Source organism: Desulfosporomusa polytropa, assembly GCF_055380075.1.
The window spans coordinates 5,446,245-5,471,209 of the sequence record NZ_AP042400.1 but is presented as its reverse complement, the minus strand read 5'-3'; the positions used below and the strand labels follow the sequence as shown (position 1 = coordinate 5,471,209).

23 protein-coding genes are annotated in these 24,965 nt (G+C 44.0%); 6 read left to right on the top strand and 17 right to left on the bottom strand.

Annotated features, from left to right (window positions below):
* Nucleotides 1–38: 38 nt before the first annotated feature.
* From ACZ449_RS27500 to ACZ449_RS27430, 15 genes are all read right to left on the bottom strand, one after another.
* A complete protein-coding gene (locus ACZ449_RS27500; protein WP_464259185.1) occupies nucleotides 39–716 on the bottom strand; it encodes a DUF1847 domain-containing protein in 678 nt (225 codons plus the stop codon).
* A gap of 477 nt (nucleotides 717–1,193) precedes the next feature.
* Nucleotides 1,194–2,207: an ABC transporter substrate-binding protein gene (locus ACZ449_RS27495; RefSeq protein WP_464259184.1), complete on the bottom strand. Its 1,014-nt coding sequence runs from the start codon at nucleotides 2,205–2,207 to the stop codon at nucleotides 1,194–1,196.
* 23 nt (nucleotides 2,208–2,230) lie between these two features.
* Nucleotides 2,231–3,442 (bottom strand): 2-hydroxyacyl-CoA dehydratase subunit D, encoded by a 1,212-nt coding sequence (locus tag ACZ449_RS27490; RefSeq protein WP_464259183.1) that lies wholly within the window; start codon nucleotides 3,440–3,442, stop codon nucleotides 2,231–2,233.
* 317 nt (nucleotides 3,443–3,759) lie between these two features.
* The gene (locus ACZ449_RS27485) at nucleotides 3,760–4,629 is read right to left on the bottom strand and encodes an acyl-CoA dehydratase activase (RefSeq protein ID WP_464259182.1); all 870 of its coding nucleotides are present in this window, start codon (nucleotides 4,627–4,629) and stop codon (nucleotides 3,760–3,762) included.
* Between the two features lie 26 nt (nucleotides 4,630–4,655).
* Nucleotides 4,656–5,867: a 2-hydroxyacyl-CoA dehydratase subunit D gene (locus tag ACZ449_RS27480; RefSeq protein WP_464259181.1), complete on the bottom strand. Its 1,212-nt coding sequence runs from the start codon at nucleotides 5,865–5,867 to the stop codon at nucleotides 4,656–4,658.
* On the bottom strand, nucleotides 5,836–7,881 hold the full coding sequence (locus ACZ449_RS27475) for a 2-hydroxyacyl-CoA dehydratase (RefSeq protein WP_464259180.1): 2,046 nt from the start codon (nucleotides 7,879–7,881) through the stop codon (nucleotides 5,836–5,838). The genes ACZ449_RS27480 and ACZ449_RS27475 overlap by 32 nt, the downstream gene beginning before the upstream one ends.
* A 60-nt stretch (nucleotides 7,882–7,941) precedes the next feature.
* On the bottom strand, nucleotides 7,942–8,724 hold the full coding sequence (locus ACZ449_RS27470; RefSeq protein WP_464259179.1) for an ABC transporter permease: 783 nt from the start codon (nucleotides 8,722–8,724) through the stop codon (nucleotides 7,942–7,944).
* Between the two features lie 34 nt (nucleotides 8,725–8,758).
* Nucleotides 8,759–10,099, bottom strand: a complete 1,341-nt coding sequence (locus ACZ449_RS27465) for a nitrogenase component 1 (RefSeq protein ID WP_464259178.1) — start codon at nucleotides 10,097–10,099, stop codon at nucleotides 8,759–8,761.
* A complete protein-coding gene (locus ACZ449_RS27460; RefSeq protein ID WP_464259177.1) occupies nucleotides 10,096–11,655 on the bottom strand; it encodes a nitrogenase component 1 in 1,560 nt (519 codons plus the stop codon). Before ACZ449_RS27460 ends, ACZ449_RS27465 begins: the two co-directional genes overlap by 4 nt.
* A gap of 18 nt (nucleotides 11,656–11,673) precedes the next feature.
* Nucleotides 11,674–12,531 carry an ABC transporter permease gene (locus ACZ449_RS27455; protein ID WP_464259176.1) on the bottom strand — a complete coding sequence of 286 codons (858 nt, stop codon included), beginning with the start codon at nucleotides 12,529–12,531 and terminating at the stop codon, nucleotides 11,674–11,676.
* 154 nt (nucleotides 12,532–12,685) lie between these two features.
* Nucleotides 12,686–13,351, bottom strand: coding sequence for a methionine ABC transporter permease (locus ACZ449_RS27450; RefSeq protein WP_464259175.1), 666 nt, complete (start codon nucleotides 13,349–13,351; stop codon nucleotides 12,686–12,688).
* Nucleotides 13,344–14,351, bottom strand: coding sequence for a methionine ABC transporter ATP-binding protein (locus ACZ449_RS27445; RefSeq protein WP_464259174.1), 1,008 nt, complete (start codon nucleotides 14,349–14,351; stop codon nucleotides 13,344–13,346). Before ACZ449_RS27445 ends, ACZ449_RS27450 begins: the two co-directional genes overlap by 8 nt.
* 24 nt (nucleotides 14,352–14,375) lie before the next feature.
* Nucleotides 14,376–15,242 carry a MetQ/NlpA family ABC transporter substrate-binding protein gene (locus ACZ449_RS27440; protein ID WP_464259173.1) on the bottom strand — a complete coding sequence of 289 codons (867 nt, stop codon included), beginning with the start codon at nucleotides 15,240–15,242 and terminating at the stop codon, nucleotides 14,376–14,378.
* A 22-nt stretch (nucleotides 15,243–15,264) separates the two neighbouring features.
* Nucleotides 15,265–15,666 carry a NifB/NifX family molybdenum-iron cluster-binding protein gene (locus tag ACZ449_RS27435; protein WP_464259172.1) on the bottom strand — a complete coding sequence of 134 codons (402 nt, stop codon included), beginning with the start codon at nucleotides 15,664–15,666 and terminating at the stop codon, nucleotides 15,265–15,267.
* Nucleotides 15,667–15,856: 190 nt separating this feature from the next.
* The gene (locus ACZ449_RS27430) at nucleotides 15,857–16,426 is read right to left on the bottom strand and encodes a flavodoxin family protein (protein WP_464259171.1); all 570 of its coding nucleotides are present in this window, start codon (nucleotides 16,424–16,426) and stop codon (nucleotides 15,857–15,859) included.
* A gap of 311 nt (nucleotides 16,427–16,737) precedes the next feature.
* On the opposite strand from ACZ449_RS27430, the gene ACZ449_RS27425 reads away from it, so the two are divergent.
* From ACZ449_RS27425 to nudC, 6 genes are all read left to right on the top strand, one after another.
* Nucleotides 16,738–17,181: a universal stress protein gene (locus ACZ449_RS27425; protein WP_464259170.1), complete on the top strand. Its 444-nt coding sequence runs from the start codon at nucleotides 16,738–16,740 to the stop codon at nucleotides 17,179–17,181.
* A gap of 273 nt (nucleotides 17,182–17,454) precedes the next feature.
* Nucleotides 17,455–18,120, top strand: coding sequence for an amino acid ABC transporter permease (locus tag ACZ449_RS27420; RefSeq protein ID WP_464259169.1), 666 nt, complete (start codon nucleotides 17,455–17,457; stop codon nucleotides 18,118–18,120).
* Nucleotides 18,101–18,778 (top strand): amino acid ABC transporter permease, encoded by a 678-nt coding sequence (locus ACZ449_RS27415; protein ID WP_464259168.1) that lies wholly within the window; start codon nucleotides 18,101–18,103, stop codon nucleotides 18,776–18,778. Before ACZ449_RS27420 ends, ACZ449_RS27415 begins: the two co-directional genes overlap by 20 nt.
* A gap of 37 nt (nucleotides 18,779–18,815) precedes the next feature.
* Complete coding sequence (locus ACZ449_RS27410) at nucleotides 18,816–19,541, top strand: amino acid ABC transporter ATP-binding protein (RefSeq protein WP_464261953.1); 726 nt, start codon at nucleotides 18,816–18,818, stop codon at nucleotides 19,539–19,541.
* Between the two features lie 25 nt (nucleotides 19,542–19,566).
* Nucleotides 19,567–20,442 (top strand): cysteine ABC transporter substrate-binding protein, encoded by an 876-nt coding sequence (locus ACZ449_RS27405; protein ID WP_464259167.1) that lies wholly within the window; start codon nucleotides 19,567–19,569, stop codon nucleotides 20,440–20,442.
* A gap of 170 nt (nucleotides 20,443–20,612) precedes the next feature.
* Entirely contained in the window at nucleotides 20,613–21,431 is an 819-nt protein-coding gene (nudC, locus tag ACZ449_RS27400) for an NAD(+) diphosphatase (protein WP_464259166.1), read from the top strand.
* Between the two features lie 144 nt (nucleotides 21,432–21,575).
* Here the strand turns inward: nudC and ACZ449_RS27395 are convergent, their stop codons facing one another.
* Nucleotides 21,576–23,549, bottom strand: a complete 1,974-nt coding sequence (locus tag ACZ449_RS27395; protein WP_464259165.1) for a methyl-accepting chemotaxis protein — start codon at nucleotides 23,547–23,549, stop codon at nucleotides 21,576–21,578.
* Nucleotides 23,550–23,751: 202 nt separating this feature from the next.
* A complete protein-coding gene (gene chrA / locus ACZ449_RS27390; RefSeq protein ID WP_464259164.1) occupies nucleotides 23,752–24,942 on the bottom strand; it encodes a chromate efflux transporter in 1,191 nt (396 codons plus the stop codon).
* Nucleotides 24,943–24,965: the final 23 nt, after the last annotated feature.

Sequence of the window (24,965 nt, the reverse complement as noted above, 5' to 3'; positions counted from 1 at the left end):
TTATAAAGTATATGTCTCTTGTTGTAAAGTATCTCTCCTTATATTTCTTTTTTCTGTAACAGCCGTTTATGATAAGAGTGAGCCGTGTACAACGCTGCTACCGGATTATGACCAGTCACTCTGTCTTTTACAACCAGCGCAGTAACCAGTGCATCCGAGTATTTTATAAACAGCGAATCATGCCCTACACACAAACCGATAATGACATTCAAGTCTGTTTTCTGGTAATTCAATATTCTGGCCTGCAATATCGGATTACACATAGCTTCAAAATTACCAGGCCTTAGTTTGTGCTCCTCCTGTACACCAATTTCTGCTTTATCTACAGCACCGACTTTGCAAATTGCGCTATAGTATTCCAAGCCTTTCGCTTCTAAAATGCTAGCAAAAATTTTAGCTTCCTCAACCAAACCGGCACAAGTGGCAATACCAATTTTTTTGGCGCCAATACGATTGGCAAATTCAATAGTTTCCTCAACCCGAGTCAGTTTACCATAAAAAATTCCTTCGACCTGCGCCGAGGCTCTGGCTACAATTGCATCCTGATCGTCACCTTGTAAATGCTGCTTGATTTCTTCAATATCATCAGCAATCGAATGTCCTTCATTATCCTTTGTGGTTAAACAAAATCCGGGAAACTCCTTACTCTTGCTCCGACAATTGTAAATACTGCAATCAGTGCAGCTTAAATTCTTTACGTCCTTTTTCTTAGCCATAACGACTCCTCCTCATTGTGTTTTCTAATATAGCAAATAAAAAAACCGAAGATGCGTAAACATCCCCGGTCTTCAGTATATCTGATCAACCAAGATAACTTATTTTATTAGATTAATCATACCAGAAGTTTAATAACTAAACATCCAACAGAGATATTTCTATTACAATATCATGCCAACTGGTTGATGTCAAGATTATTTTTAATTAGCTATATGCACGTGTTAAAGATTTTTGCAGGTAGGTGGTGCGTTGGCAATGCATCACCTACCTGCGCCTGCCAAACTTCTTTACGCTACATTCAAACTAGGTTTGCTTCCCGTGCATAACGTTTGGCTTCATCAAGTTCCTGCTGGGTAAGCATTGAATCCCTCAGTCTGTTAACTCTTTTGTTTCCTCCGAACCACCCGAAACCACCAGTGCCGCCTCCATAGCACTATTTGGCAAACCGGGACGCACAGTTCTTGCAGATAATCTTATTACTTTGCATATGGATTAAATTCGTTCGTATAAACTTGTTCCGGCTTAATACCAGCTTTAATTTCATTAAAATCGGTAAGCAGATCAATCCAAACAGTAACTGTTTCATCTAAAATTATAGCATCTTTAGCATAATAACCAGGTTTGACTGTCTTGGGGTCAACCTTGGCTCGTTTAGCAGTAATTTCAACGGCCTTTTCCGAGTTCTCATTACACCAGTTGTTGATTTTAGCCACTGCAGCCACAAAGCGTTTGACTACATCGGGTTTTTCCTTAATAAATTTCTCGGAAAAATAAGCAGGTGTGGCGCCACCAATGGTTCCCCATACATCATAGTCACTGAACAAAACATTAAATTCACCCCGTTGCTTGATGAAATCAGAAGTTTTATGCATCATGGCCAGATCAATATCGCCTTGCCGCAAAGCCTGATCCAGTTGCGTCTCGGGGATAACAATGATCTGCACCTTACTTTTGGGGTCATCTATGCCATTTTTTTTCATGTACGCGTAGGGTGTGTATTCATTGCAGCCGCCGATAAGAGGTATTCCGATTTTTTTCCCAACCATATCCTGCCCACTCTTTATCGGACTGTTTTTGGTAATCACGCCTACCATATGAGGTATGGCTTGACTAGTCTCAGTATTTCCCGCTACCGCCTTAACTTTCGCCCCGGCAGAAATACCGGCAATGGTTCTGTTGACATGGGCGCCGCCTACATCAAGTTTCCCCCCTACAACCGAAGCAACCAACTGGGTAGAAGGAACAACGCCTGCATATTCAATTTTTATCCCTTGTTCTGCAAAAAATCCCAGTTCATCGCCAACATAGTAAATGGATGGGCTTGTAGGAGCGGTAGGAGTAGCTACTCGAATACTATCAAGCTTGTTTGCTCCATTTTCCCCAGCAGCAGTATTTGCCTGCTGCTGCTTTGAGCACCCAGCTATCAATAGCATTAGAACAGCTAGTGTTGAAACGGTTATTATCAAATAACTATTGCGTTTTTTCTCCAAATTCATCACTTCCTTCAACATACTTAAGCAAGCATTTCTACAAAAGCTTTTACTCTGGTCAGTACCTGACCGCTGGGAGCTCCGGTCTGAAATGAGCCTTCCAAATTAATGCTCGGTACACCCTTTTCATGGAAGTATTTTCGCCACATCTCCCGGTCAACACTGGCAAAAGAACAACCAATATACCCATAGAGAATCAGGCCGCGGGCATTTAGCTTGTCAACTTCGTGTTCTAATACATTACGTGCATACACACCAGCACCCGCGCCCGCATTGTCATATACCCATCTGGCTAATGATTCTACCGGTGGAACATCTTCCCGGTACAGCTTAAACGGAACGCTGCGCAATCCGAGTAAAGCACCACCTGCCTGGTCGATGGCTTCATAGATTCCGAATTCTTGACCGGTTCCCCCTGCCCATACTAGCGGAATAACATTCTTTAAATCGGCGACATTAACCGGCTCATTCTTTAGTTCTTCAATCAATAAATCGATCGCTGCCTCATACTCTTCCGGTTTACCAAAATAATTGTTTAAGCCGACATTCAACATTAAAATGGTCGCCAAACTGCGTACATAAAATGGACGCTTCCGCCTTAATTCGAGAACTGTCCTGAGTTTATTCAGCAATCGGTTCTTGCGCTGAATTTCAACTTTAAGCTTATCTTCATCAATTTTCCGGCTGCCAGTAAGCCATTCAGCAATATCATAAATCTGTTCAATAAAAAATTTAACTAAATCCTCCAACCGCTGACCATCCACAGTAGGGCCACGGTAAACAACATCATTGTTGTATACTTCATAGCCTTCCCGCTTCATGATCTCCCAGGCCAAATTGTACGGCTCGCACGCCGAACTATTGCCAATAATGCGTTTTATGGTGTTAGTATCGCGGCGCCGATGCCACTGTCCCACCGTGCATTTCACCATTGAGCAGGTTTCCACCGGAAACTGGTAATAGTCTTCAGCGATCTGCATGGCTTCCTTATCGCTTAAGCGTCCCATCTCACTATATGATACAGGAACAATACCAAAGGAATAAATCAAGGGCACCTGCCAACCAGCTGCATTACTCCAAACGGCATCCCGCTTTCCTTCTTTATAAGCTTTTTCGATATCAGGTATGTACGATTCAGAAAGATCTAATATCCTATTGATTGCCTTGGAATAGTTGTGAACCTGTTTGCAATGTTCAATATAGTCATGCTGACTATATACTTCTTCAATTTCCATTAACACGTCCTCCTCTTTTACGTAGTACTGCAATAATTCTTCTCGCCGAACTTCTTCGTAAAAATATAAGAAAAGAGTTGGCTTGTGCCAAGTCCCTCAGGACGGCCGAATTGCTATGCCATCCATGGCGCAATCGGCACTAGCACCATCCGGGTGCGTCGCCGGCAGAAGCCTTAGTCGTTCTTATGTCAACAGAATTGCGTTATAAATTCTGGTAGACTAAAAGCTAAAGACACCATGGCGTCTCTAGCTTTTACCAGTCAACTCTATGTTTATAATTTAATACTATTAAGTTAGTTAAAGCGCAAAGGGATACATTACGCAGATGCCTCTTCTTTTTCCACCCGCTCAGCAGCAACACTCTTTTGTGCTATTACCGCAGCGCCTAACGCACCGGCATAAATTGCATCCAATTTAACTTCACTGAATTTGTATCCCAATACTTCCTCTAATGCTTTTTTCATACCAACATTGTTAGAAACCCCGCCAGAGAATACCAAATCAGCTTCTAAGCCAATCCGGTTAAACAGATTTTTTACGCGGCGGGCAGTCGCAATATGAATACCTGCCGCTATATCAGCCCGTTTTTCGCCTTTGGCTTTCAGCGAAATAACCTCCGACTCGGCAAAGACCACGCATTGACTACTAATATCTGATGGCTTTGTTGCTTTTAATGCTTCCTGTCCCAGTTCTTCGGTTGTCAGATCTAGTAAGCCGGCTACTTTCTCTAAGAACCGGCCGGTACCAGCGGCGCATTTATCATTCATGATGAACTCTACTACCTTGCCAGTTTTCGGGTCCACCCGGATGGCTTTGGAATCCTGCCCTCCGATATCTACGATAGAACGCACCTTGGCATTCAGGGCATGGGCTCCCATGGCATGGCAGGATATTTCGGTTACAATCTTATGCGTAATTTCGCCAAAATTTAAGGCAATGCGACCATACCCTGTACCAACAATATAAGCAATATCTGACTGCTGCAATCCTGATTTTTTTAGCAATTGCCCAAATAATTTATCAGCTGTCTGCTGGGTAAATACTGCCGAAGGTGTAATTGCCGTAACCAATTTCCCATCGACGAAAAGCACAGCCTTGCCTGTCCGTGAACCGATATCAATGCCAATTACCTTGTCACTGGTTATGGTGGAACCTACTTTTCTATCAAGAACTTCCGTTATTTTCATATTGATTCACTCCTCATTGTCTCACTTTATGCAAGCATCTCTACAAAGGCTTTTATCCTGGTAAGTACCTGACCACTGGGTGCTCCGGTCTGAAACGATCCCTCCAGATTAATACTTGGTACACCCTTTTCATGGAAATATTTGCGCCACATTTCCCTGTCAACACTGGCAAAGGAGCAGCCGATATAACCATAAAGAATCAAACCACGGGCATTTAGCTTATCAACTTCATGCTCTAGTACATTACGCGCATACACACCTGCACCTGCACCCGCATTGTCATATGCCCATCTGGCTAACGCTTCTACTGGCGGAATGTCTTCCCGATACTGTTTAAACGGGACGCTGCGGAGTCCTAAAAGTGCACCACCTGCCTGGTCGATAGCCTCATAGATGCCGAATTCCTGACCTGTTCCCCCTGCCCATACTAACGGAATAACATTCTTTAGATCGGCTTCGTTGACTGGCGTATTTTGCAGTTCCTCGATTAATAAATCAATGGCTGCTTCATATTCTTCTGGTTTACCAAAATAATTGTTTAAGCCGACATTTAGCATCAAGATGGTTGCCAGGCTACGTACATAAAATGGATGCTGCCGCCTTAATTCAAGAACTGTCCTAAGTTTGTTCAGCAGACGGTTCTTTCTCTGAATTTCAACCCTAAGCTTATCTTCATCAATTTTGCGGCTGCCAGTAAGCCACTCAACCACATCATACATCTCATCAATAAAGAACTTAACTAACTCCTCCAGCCGCTTTCCTTCCACGGTAGGCCCACGATAAACAACATCATTGCTGTACACATCATAACCTTCCCGCTCCATGATTTCCCAGGCCAGATTGAACGGTTCGCAGGATGAACTATTGCCAAGAATGCGTTTTATGGTACTAGTATTGCGGCGCAAATGCCATTGACCCACCGTACATTTCACCATCGAGCAGGTCTCCACCGGGAACTGGTAATAGTCTTCGGCAATCAGCATAACCTCTTTGTCACTTAACCGCCCCATCTCGCCATAAGCCACCGGGATGGTATCGCAGGCATAAATCAGCGGTACTTCCCAGCCATACGCATTACTCCAAATTGCTTTCTTCCGGCCCTCCTGGTAAGCCTTCTCGGCATCTGAAACATATGACGCCGATAGATCTAATAGCTTGTTGACAGCTGGTGAATAGCTGTGAACTGTTTTACAATAGTCTACATAATCACGCTGGCTTTGAACTTCCTCGATCTGCATTTGTAATCCCCCCTCTTTCACCCAACACCTCAATAAAGGCTTCCAGTCTGGTTTTCAACTGCCCCTGGTCACTGGCTGAATAGTCTACCGGTACTTCCAAGACTGGTATCCCGAGTTTTTGATAATGCCGGAAAAATTCGTGCTTAATCTGTCCGTAGCACGGGCAGAATTTGAGGTACACATATAAGATTCCGTCTACTTTGTATTCCTGTGCTAAATCACCGGAAATAGTGACACGCTCTTGCAGCGGTTTCATCCGGGTGCAAGGCGATTGATCCAGGTAGCCTTCTGCTAAGGCTTGATAAGGATCTCCCTCTTCGTTAATCTGGAAGCTTACATTCCGTGAACCGGTGCAATGGTCTTCAATTACTACCCGCGCTCCCACAGTATCTTCAATCAGTTCCAGGAGTCGCCGATCACCATCAGCCACTACCCCGCCGGCCATCATTAACCGGATGGGTTTGCGTCCTTGGTCTGGTACTGCCGCCAGGGTGTCATAGATTTCTTGGTACAAAATCAGCAGTTCTTCTGGTGGCAGATAGTAATAACCTTTGATAAGGTCTAAGAAGTCCTTGCCTTTGATTGGCGGGTTTTCCCGTTTCCGTAAGTCAGATATCTGTTTTAATACCGCCCGCACTTTGTTGTAAATTTTGATTTGTTCCCGTACCGCTTCTTCGGTTACGGTATTTCCGGACAAGTTTTCCAGGTCTTCTTTAAAGTTCAGGATTTCTGTCCGGTAGTAATCTCTTGAAGATTCTTTTTGCCGCAAACGAGGCAGGATGTAGATATCGGTGGGGGCAAAGAAGTCGCCAATGGCTTCTCCCACTTTCTTTATGCAGTCGCAAGTATAGAAGGTATAGACTTTATCCAGCGATTTATATAGTGGGTCGCCTTCCTTGAAGGCTCCCAGTATGCTCTTAGTAAAGTCGCAGAAAACGCTTTGGGTGATTTGCTCACCACTGGCAACGACTTCGGTGTTGCCTTTTTTGAACAGTCTCAGTTGGTTCACACCAGCCGCGTTGATAAGTTCCAGTGGCGTATAGGTGCACAGATAACCTACTTTCTTTTTCCCGTCAGCGCCGGTGATGATGGTTTCTTGTTGTTTAGCAATCCGGTTTTCCAGGTCGGTTAAGTCTAGGTTGAACCCACTGTTATCAGCTTGGTCGCTGCGGTATCCTGTTGCCTGGTAGTTCTGCGCATGGACTGCTGCTCCCAATGCGCCGGCATAGATGGCGTCCAGCTTGAATTCACTGATAGGATGCTCCAGCAGGTCTTCGATAGCTTTTTTCATGCCGACGTTGTTGGAAACACCGCCGGAGAACGCCAGACCTGGTTCAAGACCGATACGGCTTATCAGGTTGCGCACCCGCCGGGCAGTAGCCATGTGAATCCCAGCGGCAATGTCTTCCTGGGTAGCTCCTTTCGCTCGCAAGGAGATGACTTCTGATTCGGCAAATACTACGCACTGGCTGCTGATTTCTGAGGGTTTGGTTGCTTTAATCGCCGCTTCTCCCAGCTCGCTTAAATCCAAGTCTAAGAGTTGGGCTACTTTTTCCAAAAACCGTCCAGTACCGGCTGCGCATTTATCATTCATGACAAATTCGACCACTCGGCCTGTTTCCGGATCTACTTTTATGCCCTTGGAATCCTGACCGCCAATATCAATAATGGTTTTAATCCCGGCATTCAGGTAGTGCGCGCCCATCGCGTGGCACGAAATTTCAGTTACTATCTGGTGGGGTATATCGGGAAAGCTCATCGCTACCCGCCCATAACCAGTGCCTACGATATAGCTGATATCTGATCGTTTCAGACCGGATTCTTCTAATAGCTCTGCCAGCAGTTCATCCGATGTTTCCTGCATCTCAATTCCAGTTGGGGTTTGTACGGCATATAGCTCATCGCCGGTAAATAACACTGCTTTTCCTGTTCTTGAACCAATATCTATTCCTACTACCGTTGCTCCGGTAATGTTGGGAATGAGTGTTTGATCGATTACTTCTGCTATTTTCATGCTCTTTCGCTCCTTTGCTTTGTTCGCCTCATACCTAGGCCAGCATTTCTACAAAAGCCTTTAGACACTTTCCGCCGTTCCTTTCCAGCGGGTAAGGTAGTGTTCCAATTTAACAATCAGATAGTTAAGCGACATCCCTAACATAATTAATACCAAAATGCCTGCATACATTTTTTCAGGCTCATATTTGTGTTGGGCATCAAAGATTAAGAAGCCTAACCCGGCACTGGCACCCAACATTTCTGCAGCCACCAAAATAATAAGCGAGCGAGTGGCGCTAATCCTAAGTCCAGTAAGAATGGACGGTGCGGCTGCCGGTAATATGACATTAGTAAACAATTTTAGTCTGGATATGGCCATTGAGCGAGCCGCCTTTACTAGCAGCGGATCAACTGTTTTAACACCCTCGATGGTATTAATCAAAATCGGCCAGATCGAGCCCCAGAATATAATTCCAATTTTAGATACCTCGCCTAATCCAAAAATCAGGATAAATACCGGGTACAGCGCCAGTGTCGCCGTATTCCGGCAGATTTGCATCAACGGATCGACAATTCTTTCTACCCGTTTAAACCATCCCATGAAAATTCCCAAAGGAATGGCAATCAGTACTGCCACTAGAAAACCCACCAAGGAGCGTTGAAAGCTTGCCAGTGCATGTGTAAGCAATTCACCTGACAATATAAGCCCCAGCAGGCCTTTGATAACATCACTGAAGGCAGGTAAGCTGCGAGGGTCAATAAAACCTGCTGACGGCAAAACCTGCCATATCACAATAATGCATCCAATGGCAACTACCTTTTTCAGGACTTTCCAGCTTTTTTCCCAATATGCATTCAACATTCTTTCACCACCTTTATATAACTACCTATATTTTCTATCTATTGCTGATTAATGTACTTAAAATATCAGTAGCTAACCTAAGGCCGCCACGATAGCCCGCATACGCCTGGTCAGTTACTACCCTGTTCGTAATTGGATAGGTTGCACTAAGAAATCCGGCTTTAAATTCCTGCGCCAATGGCCGATCCCAGGTGCTGCCAAGCACAAAGGCCGGACTGATGGGTGAACTATATTCATCTGTTTCGTCAGCCACTTCGGCGCGCAAGGCAGCGGCAATCCGGCTGGTATCTGTTTCAAAAATCAGCTTAGGACGCATTTCTGGCGGCAATATAGAAAACCGCTCAGCTACCTTGGCCTTATTGGCATCGTCGAGGATATCTGTCACAGCGACAAAGTAGGGAATCCAGCCAAAATCATCGGTAATAAACCGTGTTAGTGCATACGTGTAATTGGCATCGCCCACCACAATGGCAAAACGCTGCAAATCCAAATCATTGTACAACTCGGCTACATGCTGCAAATAAGCATAATAGCCTGCCGTTTCCCGCTCCACTACGGTTGCCAGGACGGTCTGATCAATCGCAATATGCTTAGCAAGCTCCTCCAAAAACTCCTTGGTCGCAGTTGGGCCGATCGGCAGCGGTATATTTACAAACGGAATGCCGTGAATTTCCTCAAAGGCTCGTGCAGCTCCCAAGCCGTAGACATCAGATAAAACAATAGTTAAGGCTGCCTGGGAAGATGTTTTCAATGATGCCAAATCATCAAATGGACTAAAAAAGGTATTTACCTGCAAGCCTACATCTTCCAGTATCCGTTTTAGCTCCAGCAGATTTCCCCGCCAAAACACATCCTGTGCTGGAATAAGGCCTAGTAAGTTAATCTGATTGCTAACCTTCTCCAGACCACGCTCCACGACCTGAGCAATCAATGCTGACAGAATCAAATCATAACCACTGGCGGAATTACCTTTAAAACCGCCAGTTTCAGCAACTACCACCGGCTTCCCCTCAGCCTTGAAGCGTCCGGCAATAGAAACAACATCATCTCCGATAATATCTGTCATGCAGCCAGTAATCACCGCATACAGATCGGCATCAACAATTTCCAAAGTGCTTTCAATCTGCTCGGCCAGTCGGCTTTCGCCGCCAAAAATTATCTCTTTTTCTAAGATATTGGTACTTGGCGTAGCCCGCCCATTGCAATAACTGGTTCCCCAATAGCCGCTGCCGGATTTGGCTGCACCATCAGCGGCCGAAGCACAACCAGGAGCCGAATGCACAATCGCGACAGCCCTGTTGAGTGCGTTGATTGTTACCAACGCCCCTCCTAACGCGCATTGATACCGCGGTTTTTCAATAAAGTTACTGCTCATTGTGCTGCCACCCCTTTTGCATTTTGAGTTTCCGTCAGATTTTGCTCTGAAGACGAAGAAACTTCCTGAATCTTAATAAAGGTGAATGGATTTTTTTCATACCAACTCAACTTGTATGGGTTTTTAGTATGTTTAGCCAGATTCTTATTAAAGGAGAAATTTTTGAGAACTCTTGCCGCTTTTTTAGCCACTGCATAAAAGCCCTGGTAGCCAATATAGCTGTCAAAAATTCTAAAAATTGTTACTGTCGGCAGCCCTAGTTTAGCCGCCCAAATATTATCAGTTACATGCCCGATAAACAAATCTGGTTTAATCTTATTTAAGAGGTTGGTAAGCTCAAAGGGCTGGAAATTGGCGATGTCGATACTAAAATTTTTGCCATTTTGATTTTTCACCAGCTTTTCATAATACTCTTCGCCAAAATGATCATGATGATAGGAGCGAACCCCGACAACCTCCATCCCTAGTTCCTGAAACAATGCCCCAGTTACCAACGCCCTGAATTCACCGGCACTTAAAAATACTGTTTTGCCGCTCAAGGCTGGCGTATACTTGGCTACCGCCTGCAAAACCTTCTTTTCTTCCGCGTCGATGAATGCTTTGGCCTGGTTTTCCAGTCCAAAATGGCTGGCAATATCTAAGAGCCAAGCTTTGGTATTTTCCAGACCGATTGGCATATCTTTTAAAACATAGGGCACACCATATTCCTTGTGAAGGTAATCGATGAAATAGTCATCATGGGTGGGGCAAACACTAATCGTCAGGTCAGCCTGCGTCATATTACGGATGGTTTCCCGGGTGGCAAAGTTAGGGCCAATCGTAACGTCAATACCGATGGCATTAAGTAGCCTAGTGATTTCATCCTCATCCGGCTTACCCACTGACGCCAGATTGATCACATTAACCAATGGCCGTTCGCGCTTATTGCCAGGTTCCCGGCGCGGCGGCCGACCTTCTTTGTCACTTTCGATAAAACCATGTACGATAGCGTGGAAAGCCACATCATAGCCTGTTGCCCAAACTTTGGTTTTAAAGCCTTCGCAATAAGCGACAAGCACCGGAATATCTAACTTATCTCGCACCCTATCAATTACACTGGCCACATCATCACCGATAATCGAAGGCGTGCAGGTCTGAAATACTACAATCGATTTGGGAGAATAGCGTTCATAGGTTTCCATAATAGTCTTCTCCAGTTTCTCCTCGCCGCCATGAACAACATCACTTTCAGTCAAATTGGTGGATACCCATACTCCTTCTTTGGCATTAGGATTGCCTTTTTGTACATTTCGCAGCCGAATACCAATAACGGTGCTAATACCATTTGCCGCGCAGCCGATAGCACCATGAACAACAACTGCCGTATCAGGTAAAGTCAGCAGCATGCCCATCGTTGGCAGCAATTGACACAGTCCTGATTGTGAAAAGGCCCGCTCCTGATTTTTCAGGCAACCTTTATTTTCACCCTTTAAACTGCAAGCTGTACCACCATAAGCAATGCAGGCTTCCAGCCTGCTTTCCCGGCCTGGTACTACTTTGTCTTCTAATAAACTCACAATTTGTACCTCCTTTTATCATTCATTAACCATCTTTTCTTTCCAACCTGTCAGGCGTTTTTCCAGTGCAACAAGCAGATAATTGACGGTAACCCCAAGCAGCGACATGGTAATAATACCTGCATACATCTCTGGTACCGCATACCGTTCTTCAAAATAAAAAATCATGAATCCCAGACCGGCATTGGCACCGATCATCTCGGCAGCCACCAATACTAGAATTGAACTGGCCGCACTCAGACGAATACCTGTTAATATTGAGGGCAGCGCCGCCGGTGCAATCACCTTATACAACAGTGTCAGGTTAGAAACACCCATAGAACGGGCCGCCTTGATAAGCAGCGGATCAGTATTCTTTACACCAGATATGGTATTAAGCAAAGCTGGCCAAATCGTTCCCCAAATGATAATCGCCATTTTAGAAACTTCACCGATACCAAAGAGTAATAAAAATACCGGATATAAAGCCAACACGGAAGAATTACGGCAAGCCTGCACCAAAGGATCTACCACTTCCTCCAGCTTGCTATACCATCCCATAAAGACTCCCAACGGTATGGCTATCCCGATACCGATAAAAAAACCAGTAACAGAACGGGTGATACTAATGGAAAAGTGTTTAAATATTTCTCCGGTACTCACCAAAGTAAATAAGCTTTGTAGTACATCACTAAACGGCGGCAAAAGAAACGGATCAATTAATTCTAATCGCGGCGTCAACTCCCATACCAGCAATACAAGCACAATACCAAAAGTCTTTTCCAGTGTACCTGTTAACAGCTCAAAGGGGATTTTATAAGAGAACCCAGGATTAGCTGCAGCCTGCGCTTTTTTCTGGTAAGCCTTGCGGAAATTGCTAACTACATGTTCGATCATTTAAACATCTCCTCTCTTGATTTTTTGGGGAGTCGCTATCTATAAAGGCAAGGTTTCACCTGGAAAATAAATAAGCTGAAGACACATATTGCGTCTCCAGCTTATTTGCCGGTCAACTCGCTGCTATCATTCATATTCTGCTTTCCTAATTAAACTACAACCGATCAAATTTTTTAGCAAAAACATCGCCAAATGTTTGAACCAACTGCACCAAAATCACCAATACCACCACCGTTATCACCATCACGTCTGTCTGATAACGATAGTATCCAAAGCGGATAGCTAAATCCCCAACTCCACCACCGCCGACGATACCCGCCATAGCCGAATAGCCAATTAAGCTCACAGCGGTAATCGTCAGCCCCCGCAAAAGGCCTGGCAGACCTTCTGACAGCAACACGTCGACAATGATCATCCGTGGCGATGCCCCCATGGAAATAGCGGCTTCAATGACCCCTTTATCCACTTCTAAGAGAGAACTTTGCACCAACCGGGCGTAAAAGGCGATGGCGGCAATAGAGAGCGGTACCGAGGCGGCAATAGGTCCAATAGTAGTACCGAGCAACCGTTGAGTGAAAGGCAACACCAGCACCAGCAGTATGACAAAAGGAGTTGATCTGGTAACATTGACAGCCAGACCACTGAGTATATTAACAAACCGATTTTTTGCAAAAAGACCGTTGTCTGTTACATATAATAGCAAACCCAAGGGAACGCCGATGAGTACCGATAGTGTCAAAGATATAGCAATCATGTAAAATGTTTCACCGAATGCCTTAGTTAAGTCGGCGACAATTTCCAATATATATACACTATCCATATACCACCTCGACACTCTCCACACGGGATTTAATATAACGTATCGCTTCCTCCACCATTGCAGGTGCCCCGTTGATATTTACTAACAGGACACCAAGCGGCGAGTCGCTGATATATTCGATTTGACCATGAAGAATATTGACAGCAACAGCATACTTTTGCGCCGTATCCGAAATTACCGGCTCTTCCGCGCCTCCGCCCTGGTACAGGATTTTCAGAACCTTCCCCTTAAGCTGAGCCAGCAATCGTTCCGGTAAACTGAAATTGCTGGAGTGCTGAATTAGCAGTCTGGTAAAGTCAGCTTTGGGATTTGCGAAGATATTGAAAACAGTATCTTCCTCAACAACAACTGCCTGATTCATGACCGCCACCCGGTCACATATCTTCTTGACAACCGTCATTTCATGAGTAATAAGAACCATAGTTATACCGGTCTTACGATTAATATCTTTGAGGAGTTCGAGAATGGAGTTGGTTGTTTCCGAATCAAGCGCTGAGGTTGGTTCGTCGCATAGTAGTATCTTAGGATTATTCGCAAGCGCTCTGGCAATGCCCACTCGCTGTTTTTGGCCGCCGCTTAGCTGACCGGGATAAAATCCTGTTTTATCGGCAAGTCCTACCACTTCCAGGAGCTTCGGAACTCGTTCTTTGATTTCCGGTTTACCTACTCCGGCCGCTTTCAGGGTAAAGGCCACATTGTCAAACACGGTCTTCGTGTGAATCAGGTTGAAATGCTGAAAAATCATACCCATTTGCAACCGCATTTTTCGTAAATTTTCACCGTCATAGTCGGTAATATCTGTTTCTCCAATGATTACACGACCACTGGTCGGTCGCTGCAACAAGTTGATTGTGCGGAGCAGGGTACTTTTTCCTGCTCCGCTGGTGCCTACAATACCGAAGATTTCTCCTGTTTCAATCCTAAGCGAAACATCTTTAACTGCAGAGACGGGATGTAATGAATCAGCAAAATTTACCGTTATGTGTTGTAAATCAATCATACTGCCCACCTCTTGCCCTGTTAACTATTGAACCTTCCATTTTTCTTTATACCAATCAGGCTTCTGGAAACTTTTAAATATGTGTTTCTGATCTTCAATGACTTTTTGGAAGTCCTCTGATTCAACTACTTCTTTAATGTCTTTAGCATATTGTTTATCCAAGTCTTCCGTCCGGACTGCGATAATATTCTTCAGATCCTCTGTCAGTTCTTCAAGAATAATGGCAGATGATAGCGGAATACCGGCGGAGATTGCGTAATTTCCCGGCACGACAGATAAAGCGACACTATCTAACGTGCGGGGTAATTGAGCGGCTTCAACTGGTGATATTTTAAGACCATACGGATTTTGGTCGATGTCTTTTTCTGAGGCTTTGGCAACGTCAATCGTTGATTTTAATGTAATAAGATTATTTTTCGCCAAAAAGCGGAGCGCGCGCGCAATATTAGTAGGATCATTCGGCAGCGTGATTTCATCACCAGATTTAATAGCCGCTTTTAGTTCTTCTGCAGTTTTGGCATTAATTTTTCGAGAATAAACGCCCATGCCTGCGGTCGGAATCTTCACTAACTGTGAAAGTGTAAGACCTTTATCGGCAGAAAATTTTTCTAAATAGATACGATGCTGAAACATATTTGCATCAATTTCTTTGTTATTTAAAGCAAGATTAGGCTGTATCCAATCACTAAACTCTTTTATTTCCACAGAATATCCTTTTTTCTCAAGGCCGGGTTTAATGGCATAACGAATCATATCGCCATAAGGACCAGGGGATACTCCAAAGGTAAGTTTCTTTGAAACCGGTTTTTCTGTCGCACCACCGCAGCCGGATAGCGACAACGTAAAAACGAGCAATAATACCAATGCGATTAAACTACTATATTTTTTCATGAACTTCACTCCTCTTTACTAACTATTTACATCCACCTGAACAACTGCAAGAACCAATACCACAACTAGCTTCTGCTCTTCGGGCAGCGTTACCCCTGATGTACTTGCCCCGTTTACCATAGGCCACTAACGCCTTATCTAGCGAGCTAGTCACTGACAGGGAAAGAATTCCTTTGGCCTGCAATTCCGACTCCGCGTGCCGCCCAATTTGGGCTGCCAATACTACCTCAACATCGGTCAACAGTTCGATGGCTTTGCTGGCCGCGTGTGTATGGGAGCCATTTATATCCTGCGGAATTTCCCGCCGTTCTAGAATCGTATAGGCACCGTTCTCATCAACCTCATAAATCCAAAACTCTTTTGCCTTACCGAAATGCTCATTAATAGTTATGCCATCTGTGCTGGCAACTGCTACTTTAGACATAGTTCTATCACCTCGTTATTATATTTAAGAGCCTTTAGACAAAACAGAGGCAGATTTTCTCGAAAACGAAAAAATCTGCCTCTGGACTATTTGCCAGTCAACAAACGATCTTGTTGCTTATATTAAACTTTTCTATATTCTAGACCACCAAGCAATTTGTGTCAAGCGGCTTAGGGTGTAAAAGTGAAATTTATTCCTTATTTGCTGCCGCCAATTCTTTTCCTAAAGCAAACGCCGTCTGCTGATATTGCTCATTTTGCGAAGCCGCATCAGCAGCTCCCAGTCCGCTTCCCACCAAAGGTTTAGCACCAGCTGCGAAACCTACGCGGCCAAGCACCTGAGCAACACCATCAATGCAACCAGCATAAAGCTTTGGATCTGGTTGATTTTGAGCAAACACCAACCCATATTTTTTGCCAGGAGCAAGACTACTGCTGAAATCCGGTTTCAGATAAGCAAACAACCGATCCATAACCAGTGCCAGCTGCGCTGTAAACCTCCCGAAATATATTGGCGAACCAATGACCACGGCATCTGCCGCGTTAATAGCCTTAAAAATTTCGGCAGTATCATCCTTGACGACACATTGCCCTGTCTTCTTACACGCATAACACGCCTGACAACCGCGTAGGTTAAGGTCATTTAAGTAAAAGGTTTGTGTTTCGCCACCCTGCGACGTAAAGCCCTCAGCCACCTTTTGCAGTAAAGTATCAGTATTTCCGCCTTTTCTCGGACTGCCCACTAATGCAACAAGTTTCAAAATAATCACTCCTTTAGCTTTGATTATATATTTAAATAAAAACAGAGGTAGATTTTATCCACAAGGGAAAAAATCTGCCTCTGGATTATTTCCAGTCAACAAACATTTTTATTACTTCTTAGCATCTTTTCTATATTTTAGACCGTCAACCAATTTGTGTCAAGCCGCCTTTTGTTTATAAATAACCATATTTAAATTTACTAACAACAAATGTCAGTTATGTAGCGCTAGACCAAATTGTCAAAATCAGTTATGATGCTAATGAAGGGGTAATTATACTTAGTATTTATATTGGAAGGGAGTTGTTAAGTATGGAAGTAACGTATAAGAAAATCCTGGTACCTATTGATGGTTCTAAAAGTTCGTTTGACGCATTGTCACACGCAGTCGCAATAGCTCGTTTGTTTGATGCCGAAATCTGCATTCTTTATGTATCCGTTTTGTCGCAGCAATTACCCTTATATGATCAAGTTACAGGATCTACAATTCCAGTATACTCATATAAGGATTCCGAGAACTTTGCTAAAGCGATAATTGCAGAAGCTCTAAAATATGTTCCTGATGGCATTCGAGTTCAAACACACAATGAACTTGGCGAACCACGCATTGCTATTACAGAATTTGCGAAACAGCACAACTTTGATATCATCGTTATCGGTAGTCGGGGGTTAGGAACTATTTCAGGATTACTCCTGGGAAGTGTTAGCACCTACGTCATCCGTAACTCCAAATGTCCTGTTTTCGTTGTCAAATAGTTGAGGTTGAAACAAGTTGCTCTTCATCGGCCGTAAACGTCCGTGATGCTGCAGCGTCTGCACTGAAGAATCAACGTCCGTAATATAAAACTTTACCTCCTTAAAATCCTCTTGACACGTACTTTCACTTAATGTATACTCAAGTAAATTATATAGTGCACGCCGATCAGAAAGACTGAAGGCCAAAGTTTCTTAATAGAAACTTGGCCTTTTTTTTGCATGCATTTACATTATTGGTTAGCTAGTATCTTACACGAAAAGAGTGATATATCTGTGGGTATTAATTGGGAATTTGTAATCACCGCTTTGCCGTTATATGAAAAAGCGGCCTGGCTTACACTAACGCTTGCTCTATGGGGAATATTATCCTCTTTGGTTATCGGCTTACTGTGTAGTATTGTCTTATATTATAAAACAAAAGGCTTAGTACCATTGGTTCGAGGCTACATAGAGCTTTCGCGCAATACACCGCTGCTTATTCAGCTATTCTTTTTATATTATGGTCTTACCAAATTAGGCATAGTCCTGAGTGAACAAACATGCGCCATCGTTGGATTAGCTTTTTTGGGTGGCAGCTATATGGCCGAAGCATTTCGCGGTGGTGTCGAATCGGTAAGCAAATCCCAAATTGAATCAGGCCTTAGCATCGGCCTTTCTAATCTGCAATTAATTCGCTATGTTATTCTACCGCAAGCATTTTCGGTAACACTGCCTTCGTTAGGTGCAAATTGTATCTTTCTATTAAAAGAGACTTCAATTGTAGGTGCCATTGCCATCCCAGACCTTATGCATGTAACACAAGATTTAATCGGAATGTACTATCAAACGTTTGAAGCCTTGTTAATGCTGGTAATAGCCTATCTTATCCTGCTTCTGCCGGTATCGTTCTTTTTGACCTGGCTGGAAAGGAAGGTGCGCTATGCTGAATTCGGGAATTAGCGTTCTTACCGAAGGAAGTAACCTCCTGCGATTGATGGGCGGGTTATTGATAACAGCCCGAATTGCTTTGATAGCAATCATCCTTGGCTCCTTGCTGGGTATTATCGTAGGCTTGGTCAGGACATCCAAATCAAGAGTATTACGTTTTATTTGCCGTTTTTATCTTGAACTATTTCGAATTATCCCCATTCTTGTTTGGCTGTTTTTCGTTTATTTTGGCGTACCCGGTATATTTGACATCCATTTAGAGGGCGAACTAGTTGCTGTCATTGTATTTAGTCTCTGGGGCGCGGCAGAAATGGGTGATATTGTTAGAGGCGCATTAGAGTCTTTACCCAAACATCAAATAGAATCAGGCAAAGCGCTCGGCCTCAACTTTTGGCAGCTTTACCGCTTTGTCTTGCTCCCGCAAGCCACACGCCGTATGCTGCCAGGTGCTATCAATTTGTCAACAAGAATGGTCAAAACCACTTCGCTTGTCGTTATGATTGGTGTCATTGATGTTGTGAAGGTTGGTCAGCAGATTATCGAACGTTCCATTTTGAAAGAGCCTACCTCGTCCTTTTGGATCTATGGGTTTATATTTATCCTCTATTTCATAATCTGTTATCCACTATCAAAATTATCGAAAAAACTTGAAGCTAAATGGGAGAGCTAAGGAGGCGTTTATTATTAGTACAACAAAAGACCAAGTGCTGCTTGAAATACAGGGATTGCGTAAGGACTATGGCACTACAACAGTGCTTAATGATATTAATCTTACCATTCATAAAGGCGAAGTTGTTGTTATTTTAGGCCCCTCAGGCTGCGGCAAAAGCACATTGCTGCGCTGTCTGAATGGTCTTGAAGCCATTCAGGGAGGTGAGATCAGGTTTGCCGGCAAAAATCTTACCGGGAAAAATGTACATTGGCAGGAATATCGTCAGAAAATTGGCATGGTATTCCAAAATTATGACCTGTTTCCTCATATGTCGGTTATAGAAAATATTCTTCTGGGACCTTTACAGGTACAAAAAAGGCCAAAAAAGGAGGTGCTTGAACAGGCACAGCAACTACTGGAACGAGTGGGATTACTTAACCGTAAAGATGCCTACCCCCGAGAGCTTTCCGGTGGACAGAAACAACGAATTGCGATTGTACGCGCCTTATGTATGAATCCCGAAATTATGCTGTTTGATGAGGTTACGGCTGCTCTTGATCCTGAAATGGTACGTGAGGTACTAGATGTTATCTTAGGCCTGGCTAAGCAGGGAATGACCATGGTAATTGTGACCCACGAAATGGGCTTTGCCCAAGCCGTTGCTGATGGAATCGTTTTTATCGACGCCGGAAACATCTGCGAAATTGCCAAACCGGCAGAATTTTTTGCCCATCCCCAGACAGAGCGTGCTCAGCAATTCTTAAATATATTTCAGTTTTAAAAATCAATAAAAGGAGAGATGGATCATGAACAGTAAAAAGATTTTTGCCTTAGTTCTCAGTACCTTATTTTTAGTGGGGGTATTAGCCGGTTGCGGTTCCACAGCTACGAAAACCGATACCAAGCAGGATGCTAAATCCAGCAAGAGCAGCATTCAGGAAATTAAAGACCGCGGCAAAATAAAGATTGGGGTATTCAGCGACAAGCCTCCCTTTGGCTTTGTTGATGCCAACGGTAAAAACCAAGGGTTTGATGTCTATATTGCGAAACGCCTTGCCAAAGATTTGCTAGGTGATGAATCCAAGGTCGAGTTTGTATTGGTTGAAGCTGCCAGCCGGGTTGAGTTTTTGCAGTCAAACAAAGTTGACATCATTTTAGCCAACTTTACCGTAACTGACGAAAGAAAACAAAAAGTTGATTTTGCCAATCCGTATATGAAAGTTGCCCTTGGGGTAGTATCTCCTGCCGGTACTCCGATTACTTCTGTTGACCAGTTAAAAGGTAAAAAGTTAATTGTCAACAAAGGTACCACGGCTGAAACCTATTTCACAAAAAATCATCCTGACATTGAATTATTAAAATTTGACCAAAATACCGAAGCGTTTGAAGCCTTAAAAGATAAGCGCGGCGTAGCATTAGCTCATGACAACACTTTATTATTCGCTTGGGCCAAGGAAAATACAGGCTTTAACGTTGGCGTTCCAACCTTGGGCAGCCTTGATACTATCGCACCTGCAGTCAAAAAAGGAAATAAAGAACTGTTGGACTGGATTAACACTGAGTTAGACACCCTCGGTAAAGAAAACTTCATCCACAAAGCGTATAACGAAACATTAAAGCCAGCATATAGCGAATCTATCAACCCGGAAGAAATCGTCGTCGAAGGTGGCAAATTGAAATAATCTCTAATCAATCTATTGGGCTAATAGTTGTGACTTGTTACACATTCGCAGCTATTGGCTCTTCTTTTTTTATTATCCAACCATCCATTGCCCAAAACTCAATCTATCCTGTATAATTAATGATAGATTGCCTATCGAATGCCAAATTATATAGTAAAGGTGGTTAACCCATGGACTGTGAATTTGGTACTACTACAGCTGATAATAGCTCTGAGCATTCCCTCTTATTATTATTTTATGCTGATGAACTTTTGGTGAAAGAACAGGATAACATTATCCGCATTCCCTCCATGCATGATATTAGCCTACTAAATATTAAACCGACTACTGTACAATATAGCAGTTCATTAAATGGCACTACCTATTATGCCGCAAATTTATGTGACAAAAACCTGTTTACAGGCTTTTCCTTTAAAAAAATACGTCAATTATCTGGCCATTTCTCAGAAGACTGTTTTGAAATGACCTATCGCTCCTTTCACATTATAAACTGGTTGAAAACCAATAAATTTTGCGGTTGCTGCGGCACGGTTACGCAGGCAATGCGTCAACCACAGGAGCTTGCTGTACATTGCCCCGCTTGTGGCCATACCGTCTATCCCCGCATTTCACCTGCTATTATCGTAGCAGTGATTAAGGGAAATGAGATTCTCTTGGCACGTTCCAGCAGATTTCCCCCTGGCCGTTATAGTGTTATCGCCGGTTTTGTTGAACCGGGAGAAACATTGGAAAACTGTGTACGGCGAGAACTGCAGGAAGAGGTTGGCATTGCAGTAGACAACATTGAGTATTTTGGCAATCAACCCTGGCCGTTTCCTGACTCACTGATGATTGCTTTTACCGCTCAGTATGCGGGTGGAGATATAATCATTGATAATGACGAGATCGTAGCTGCCGACTGGTTTTCAGCAGCTACCTTACCCAAAATTCCACCACAAGGAAGCATCGCCAGGCAACTAATAGAATGGTTTCTCGAAAAGCAGCGGTGAAATACGCCACTATTAAGCTGCTAGCTACTCCGCAATCGCAATCAGGGGGACTGTCTCAATAATTAAATTGAGACAGTCCCCCTGATTTATTAAATGTTGCCCTGCCATCCTAGAGTCCACATTTATTAGGTTCGACAGGGTGCTCTATATGCGGAACTTAGCAACAGCCGACTGCAAATCCTGCGCCAGCGTTGCCAGCGCCCGACTGGATGAGGAGATTTCCTCCATCGAAGCCAGTTGTTCTTCCGTTGCAGCTGACACACTCTGCGCCTCGCCAGCGGATTTCTTGCTAAGTTCGTCAATCTTCTTGACTGATCCGACGATTTGCTGACTGCCAGTCGCCATCTGCTGAATGGCTGCCGACATCTGCTTGACCTGATCCGATACTTCCGTTACCAAATTGGCAATTTCCCGGAACGAAATTCCCGCCGCATTGACTACCTCGGCGCCGATTTTCACTTCCCGCGTCCCGTTGTTCATCGCTTCCACTGCTATACCGGTATCTGTCTGGATTTCGCCAATCAAAGAAGCTATCTTCTTGGCCGCTTCCTCTGATTGCTCGGCCAGTCTGCGGACTTCATCTGCTACAACCGCAAAGCCTCGCCCCTGTTCCCCTGCACGCGCTGCTTCAATCGCGGCATTGAGTGCCAACAAATTGGTTTGCCCGGCAATACCGGAAATGGCATCGACAATCTGGCCGATTTCTTTGGATCTTTCACCCAACTTGCCCACCACTTGCGCCGATGTATTAACCGTGTTTTCAATCTGGCTCATCTGATTGACCGCTTTTTCCAACGCTGCGCCGCCGTCTTTGGCTTTCCCTGCCGCTTGTCCAGACTGACCAGCAACCAGATTGGCATTGGCAGCGATTTGCTCAATTCCCGCCGACATCTCTGCCACTACTGCGGATGTGTCAGTCGCTGCCGTCAGTTGATCATTAGCCCCGGCGGCGACCTCAGTCATGGAAATAGCTACCTGATTAGAGGCTTGCGCCGATTGTTCAGCACTGGCGGTGAGTTCTTCGCTGGAAGCCGCCAACTGTTCGGCATCAGAATGAATCTGTTTGATTAATCCCCGTACATTCTGAACCATTTGTTCAAAGCTTTTAGCCAAACGTCCGATTTCATCATTGGAATTGATGCCCAAATTAGCCAAAGACAAATCGCCACCCGCGATTTTATTGGCCGCGCCTTCCAAAACAATAATCGGCTTGGCAATTTGCCGGGCAAACCAGGCGATGATTAATGCAGCAATAACTACTACAATAAGTATTGTCATTAATGAAATCCACTTCAAATCTACTAAATCTCCGGTCGCTTCCGAGAGTGGCACGCTCACAGCCAACGACCACCCGGTACTTTTGACAGGAGCAAATCCCACCATTTTTTCCACACCATTATATTCGTAGGTTGTTATTCCCGCTTCTCCCTTTACCATCCGCTCTGCAGTTTGCCGCAATGCTGGTGGAAGTTTGTCGTTCTTGATAGGATTGTCCTTCATCACAAGTTCTTTATTAGGATTGGCAATAGTTACTCCATCACTTTTGAGCATATAGGCATATCCGGTTTTGCCAATCTTCACTTCCCCTGTCTTTTGGGAGATTTCGTCCAGGCTAATTGCGCCGAAAAATACCCCTGTTACCTTGCCATCTAACTTAACAGGAACAGCAACAATCGCTACAAGTCCACCGGTTGCCGGGGATACCACCGGGTCGGAAACAGCAGCTTCGCCTTTCATTGCTTTTTTAAAATACTCGCGGGCACCGAGATTGACACTTACACCCTTTGAATCAAGTGCGATACCTGTAGGAGCAATATAGCCGAAAGTTTCATAACGGCCGTTATTCTTGGCTGCTTGCATTAGAAAAGGTCCTATGTTTTCCGGAGTCCCAGTCTGAAGAACAGGCGCTAATGCAATTCCTGCCATTTCAAGCTTACGTCCCTCAATCCAATCATTGACATCATTGGCTGAAACAGTCGCCAATGTAGCAATTTCCTTAACAAGACTATCAGAAAGCATTTGTCGCGCCTTCCAATAATTTAGTCCGCCCAAGGTTCCCATGGACACAATAAAAATTAATAGAATGATAACTGTTAATTTGGTCTGGATACTTTTCATATAAAATCAGCCCTCTTTTCTCTACCGTTTTTTCAACCGTTTTTTCAACATATTTAGCTATCTATCACCATTTTATTCTAAAATTTTATACTTGTCCACTAGACAAATGTACTATTTTAGGCTACAAAAATACGCATAATAAAAAAATAGACATAGCTTCATGCGGAAGGAACCGCCTACCTGAAGCTATGTCTCAGAGTTGTCAAATAAACATCCAGTACAGTATCGTTCCTGCAATAATGGCCGTAATAATGTTCAACCTGCCAAACCGCAACACACAAAAAACGAATATTGCCACCACAAAAGAAGGTACATCGGTCAATGCATACCTGCCTAAACCCCAAATCATAACTACCATCATCCCGGTAAAGGAAGCAGCTATGCCTTGGAGCGCGGCTTTTACCCAACTGTTATTTCTGATTCTTTGGTGGATTTCAGCAGTACTCATCACCAAAAGTAGCGAAGGAGAAAATATGCCCAGTGTCGCCGCAATAGCGCCACTGACAGCAGCCACTTTATAGCCAATAAAGGCTGCTATAATCAAGACAGGACCGGGTGTGACCTGGCTGAGCGCAATCCCAACGGCAAATTCATCTAAGTTCAGCCAACCGTAGTAATCAACTATTTCTTGTTGAATTACTGGGATCATGGCTAACCCACCGCCAAATAAAACTGCTCCCATTCGAAAAAAAACCCACCACAATTTTATAAGAACAGGGGGAAGAGGTACCAGCTGCATAATGATTGCCGTTATTGCTCCAAAACCAGCTAATAGCCACACGCGGTTGCCGCAATAACCGTTATCACTTTTTTCCACCTGCTGCGTTTCCGCCAAGAGCTTACTTTGTTTTTGAAAAAAACGATAATACAGCAAGACTCCAACAATGGCGGCGACCAGCAGCACTACAAACGGATTCCTAACGTAAAGCATTAATCCTGCCGCAATCATAGCAATCATACCAGCCGCCTTATCGCGGACTGTAGCACGACTCAATTCAATCACAGCATTCGCAATAACTCCAACAATCACAACAATAGTGCCTTTAAATAAGCTACTAACCATTTCCACCGAATGATAAGAAAAATAGATATGTGCCAAAAGCAACATTAATGTAAACGGCATAAGTAAAATAGCTAAAAAGCTTGTTAACGCGCCAGTCATCCCTCGTAACCTGTAGCCTACATATACAGCAAGATTCACAAACGTCGCACCAGGCAATAGTTGTGCCAAAGACAGACCATTAACAAAATCCTCTTCTTTAAGCCACGGTTCATTTTGAACCAACCGCTTTCTTGTTTCGGCGGCAAGTGTTGCCCCAAAGCCGGTCAAGCCAATGAGCACGTAAAGAAAAAATAACCGTCGCAGCGAAATTCTTCTGTTTGCCTGTTGCACAAACCCACCACCATAATTCGAAC

What these genes read in the sequence shown, in the direction of transcription:
- ACZ449_RS27440 (WP_464259173.1), bottom strand. Translation starts at nt 15,242, where the DNA reads ATGAAAAAATATAGTAGTTTAATCGCATTGGTATTATTGCTCGTTTTT.
- nudC (WP_464259166.1), top strand. Translation starts at nt 20,613, where the DNA reads ATGGACTGTGAATTTGGTACTACTACAGCTGATAATAGCTCTGAGCAT.
- ACZ449_RS27395 (WP_464259165.1), bottom strand. Translation starts at nt 23,549, where the DNA reads ATGAAAAGTATCCAGACCAAATTAACAGTTATCATTCTATTAATTTTT.
- ACZ449_RS27455 (WP_464259176.1), bottom strand. Translation starts at nt 12,531, where the DNA reads ATGATCGAACATGTAGTTAGCAATTTCCGCAAGGCTTACCAGAAAAAA.
- ACZ449_RS27475 (WP_464259180.1), bottom strand. Translation starts at nt 7,881, where the DNA reads ATGAAAATAGCAGAAGTAATCGATCAAACACTCATTCCCAACATTACC.
- ACZ449_RS27485 (WP_464259182.1), bottom strand. Translation starts at nt 4,629, where the DNA reads ATGAAAATAACGGAAGTTCTTGATAGAAAAGTAGGTTCCACCATAACC.
- ACZ449_RS27470 (WP_464259179.1), bottom strand. Translation starts at nt 8,724, where the DNA reads ATGTTGAATGCATATTGGGAAAAAAGCTGGAAAGTCCTGAAAAAGGTA.
- ACZ449_RS27405 (WP_464259167.1), top strand. Translation starts at nt 19,567, where the DNA reads ATGAACAGTAAAAAGATTTTTGCCTTAGTTCTCAGTACCTTATTTTTA.
- ACZ449_RS27445 (WP_464259174.1), bottom strand. Translation starts at nt 14,351, where the DNA reads ATGATTGATTTACAACACATAACGGTAAATTTTGCTGATTCATTACAT.
- ACZ449_RS27500 (WP_464259185.1), bottom strand. Translation starts at nt 716, where the DNA reads ATGGCTAAGAAAAAGGACGTAAAGAATTTAAGCTGCACTGATTGCAGT.
- ACZ449_RS27490 (WP_464259183.1), bottom strand. Translation starts at nt 3,442, where the DNA reads ATGGAAATTGAAGAAGTATATAGTCAGCATGACTATATTGAACATTGC.
- ACZ449_RS27435 (WP_464259172.1), bottom strand. Translation starts at nt 15,666, where the DNA reads ATGTCTAAAGTAGCAGTTGCCAGCACAGATGGCATAACTATTAATGAG.
- ACZ449_RS27425 (WP_464259170.1), top strand. Translation starts at nt 16,738, where the DNA reads ATGGAAGTAACGTATAAGAAAATCCTGGTACCTATTGATGGTTCTAAA.
- ACZ449_RS27480 (WP_464259181.1), bottom strand. Translation starts at nt 5,867, where the DNA reads ATGCAGATCGAGGAAGTTCAAAGCCAGCGTGATTATGTAGACTATTGT.
- ACZ449_RS27415 (WP_464259168.1), top strand. Translation starts at nt 18,101, where the DNA reads ATGCTGAATTCGGGAATTAGCGTTCTTACCGAAGGAAGTAACCTCCTG.
- ACZ449_RS27450 (WP_464259175.1), bottom strand. Translation starts at nt 13,351, where the DNA reads ATGGATAGTGTATATATATTGGAAATTGTCGCCGACTTAACTAAGGCA.
- ACZ449_RS27465 (WP_464259178.1), bottom strand. Translation starts at nt 10,099, where the DNA reads ATGAGCAGTAACTTTATTGAAAAACCGCGGTATCAATGCGCGTTAGGA.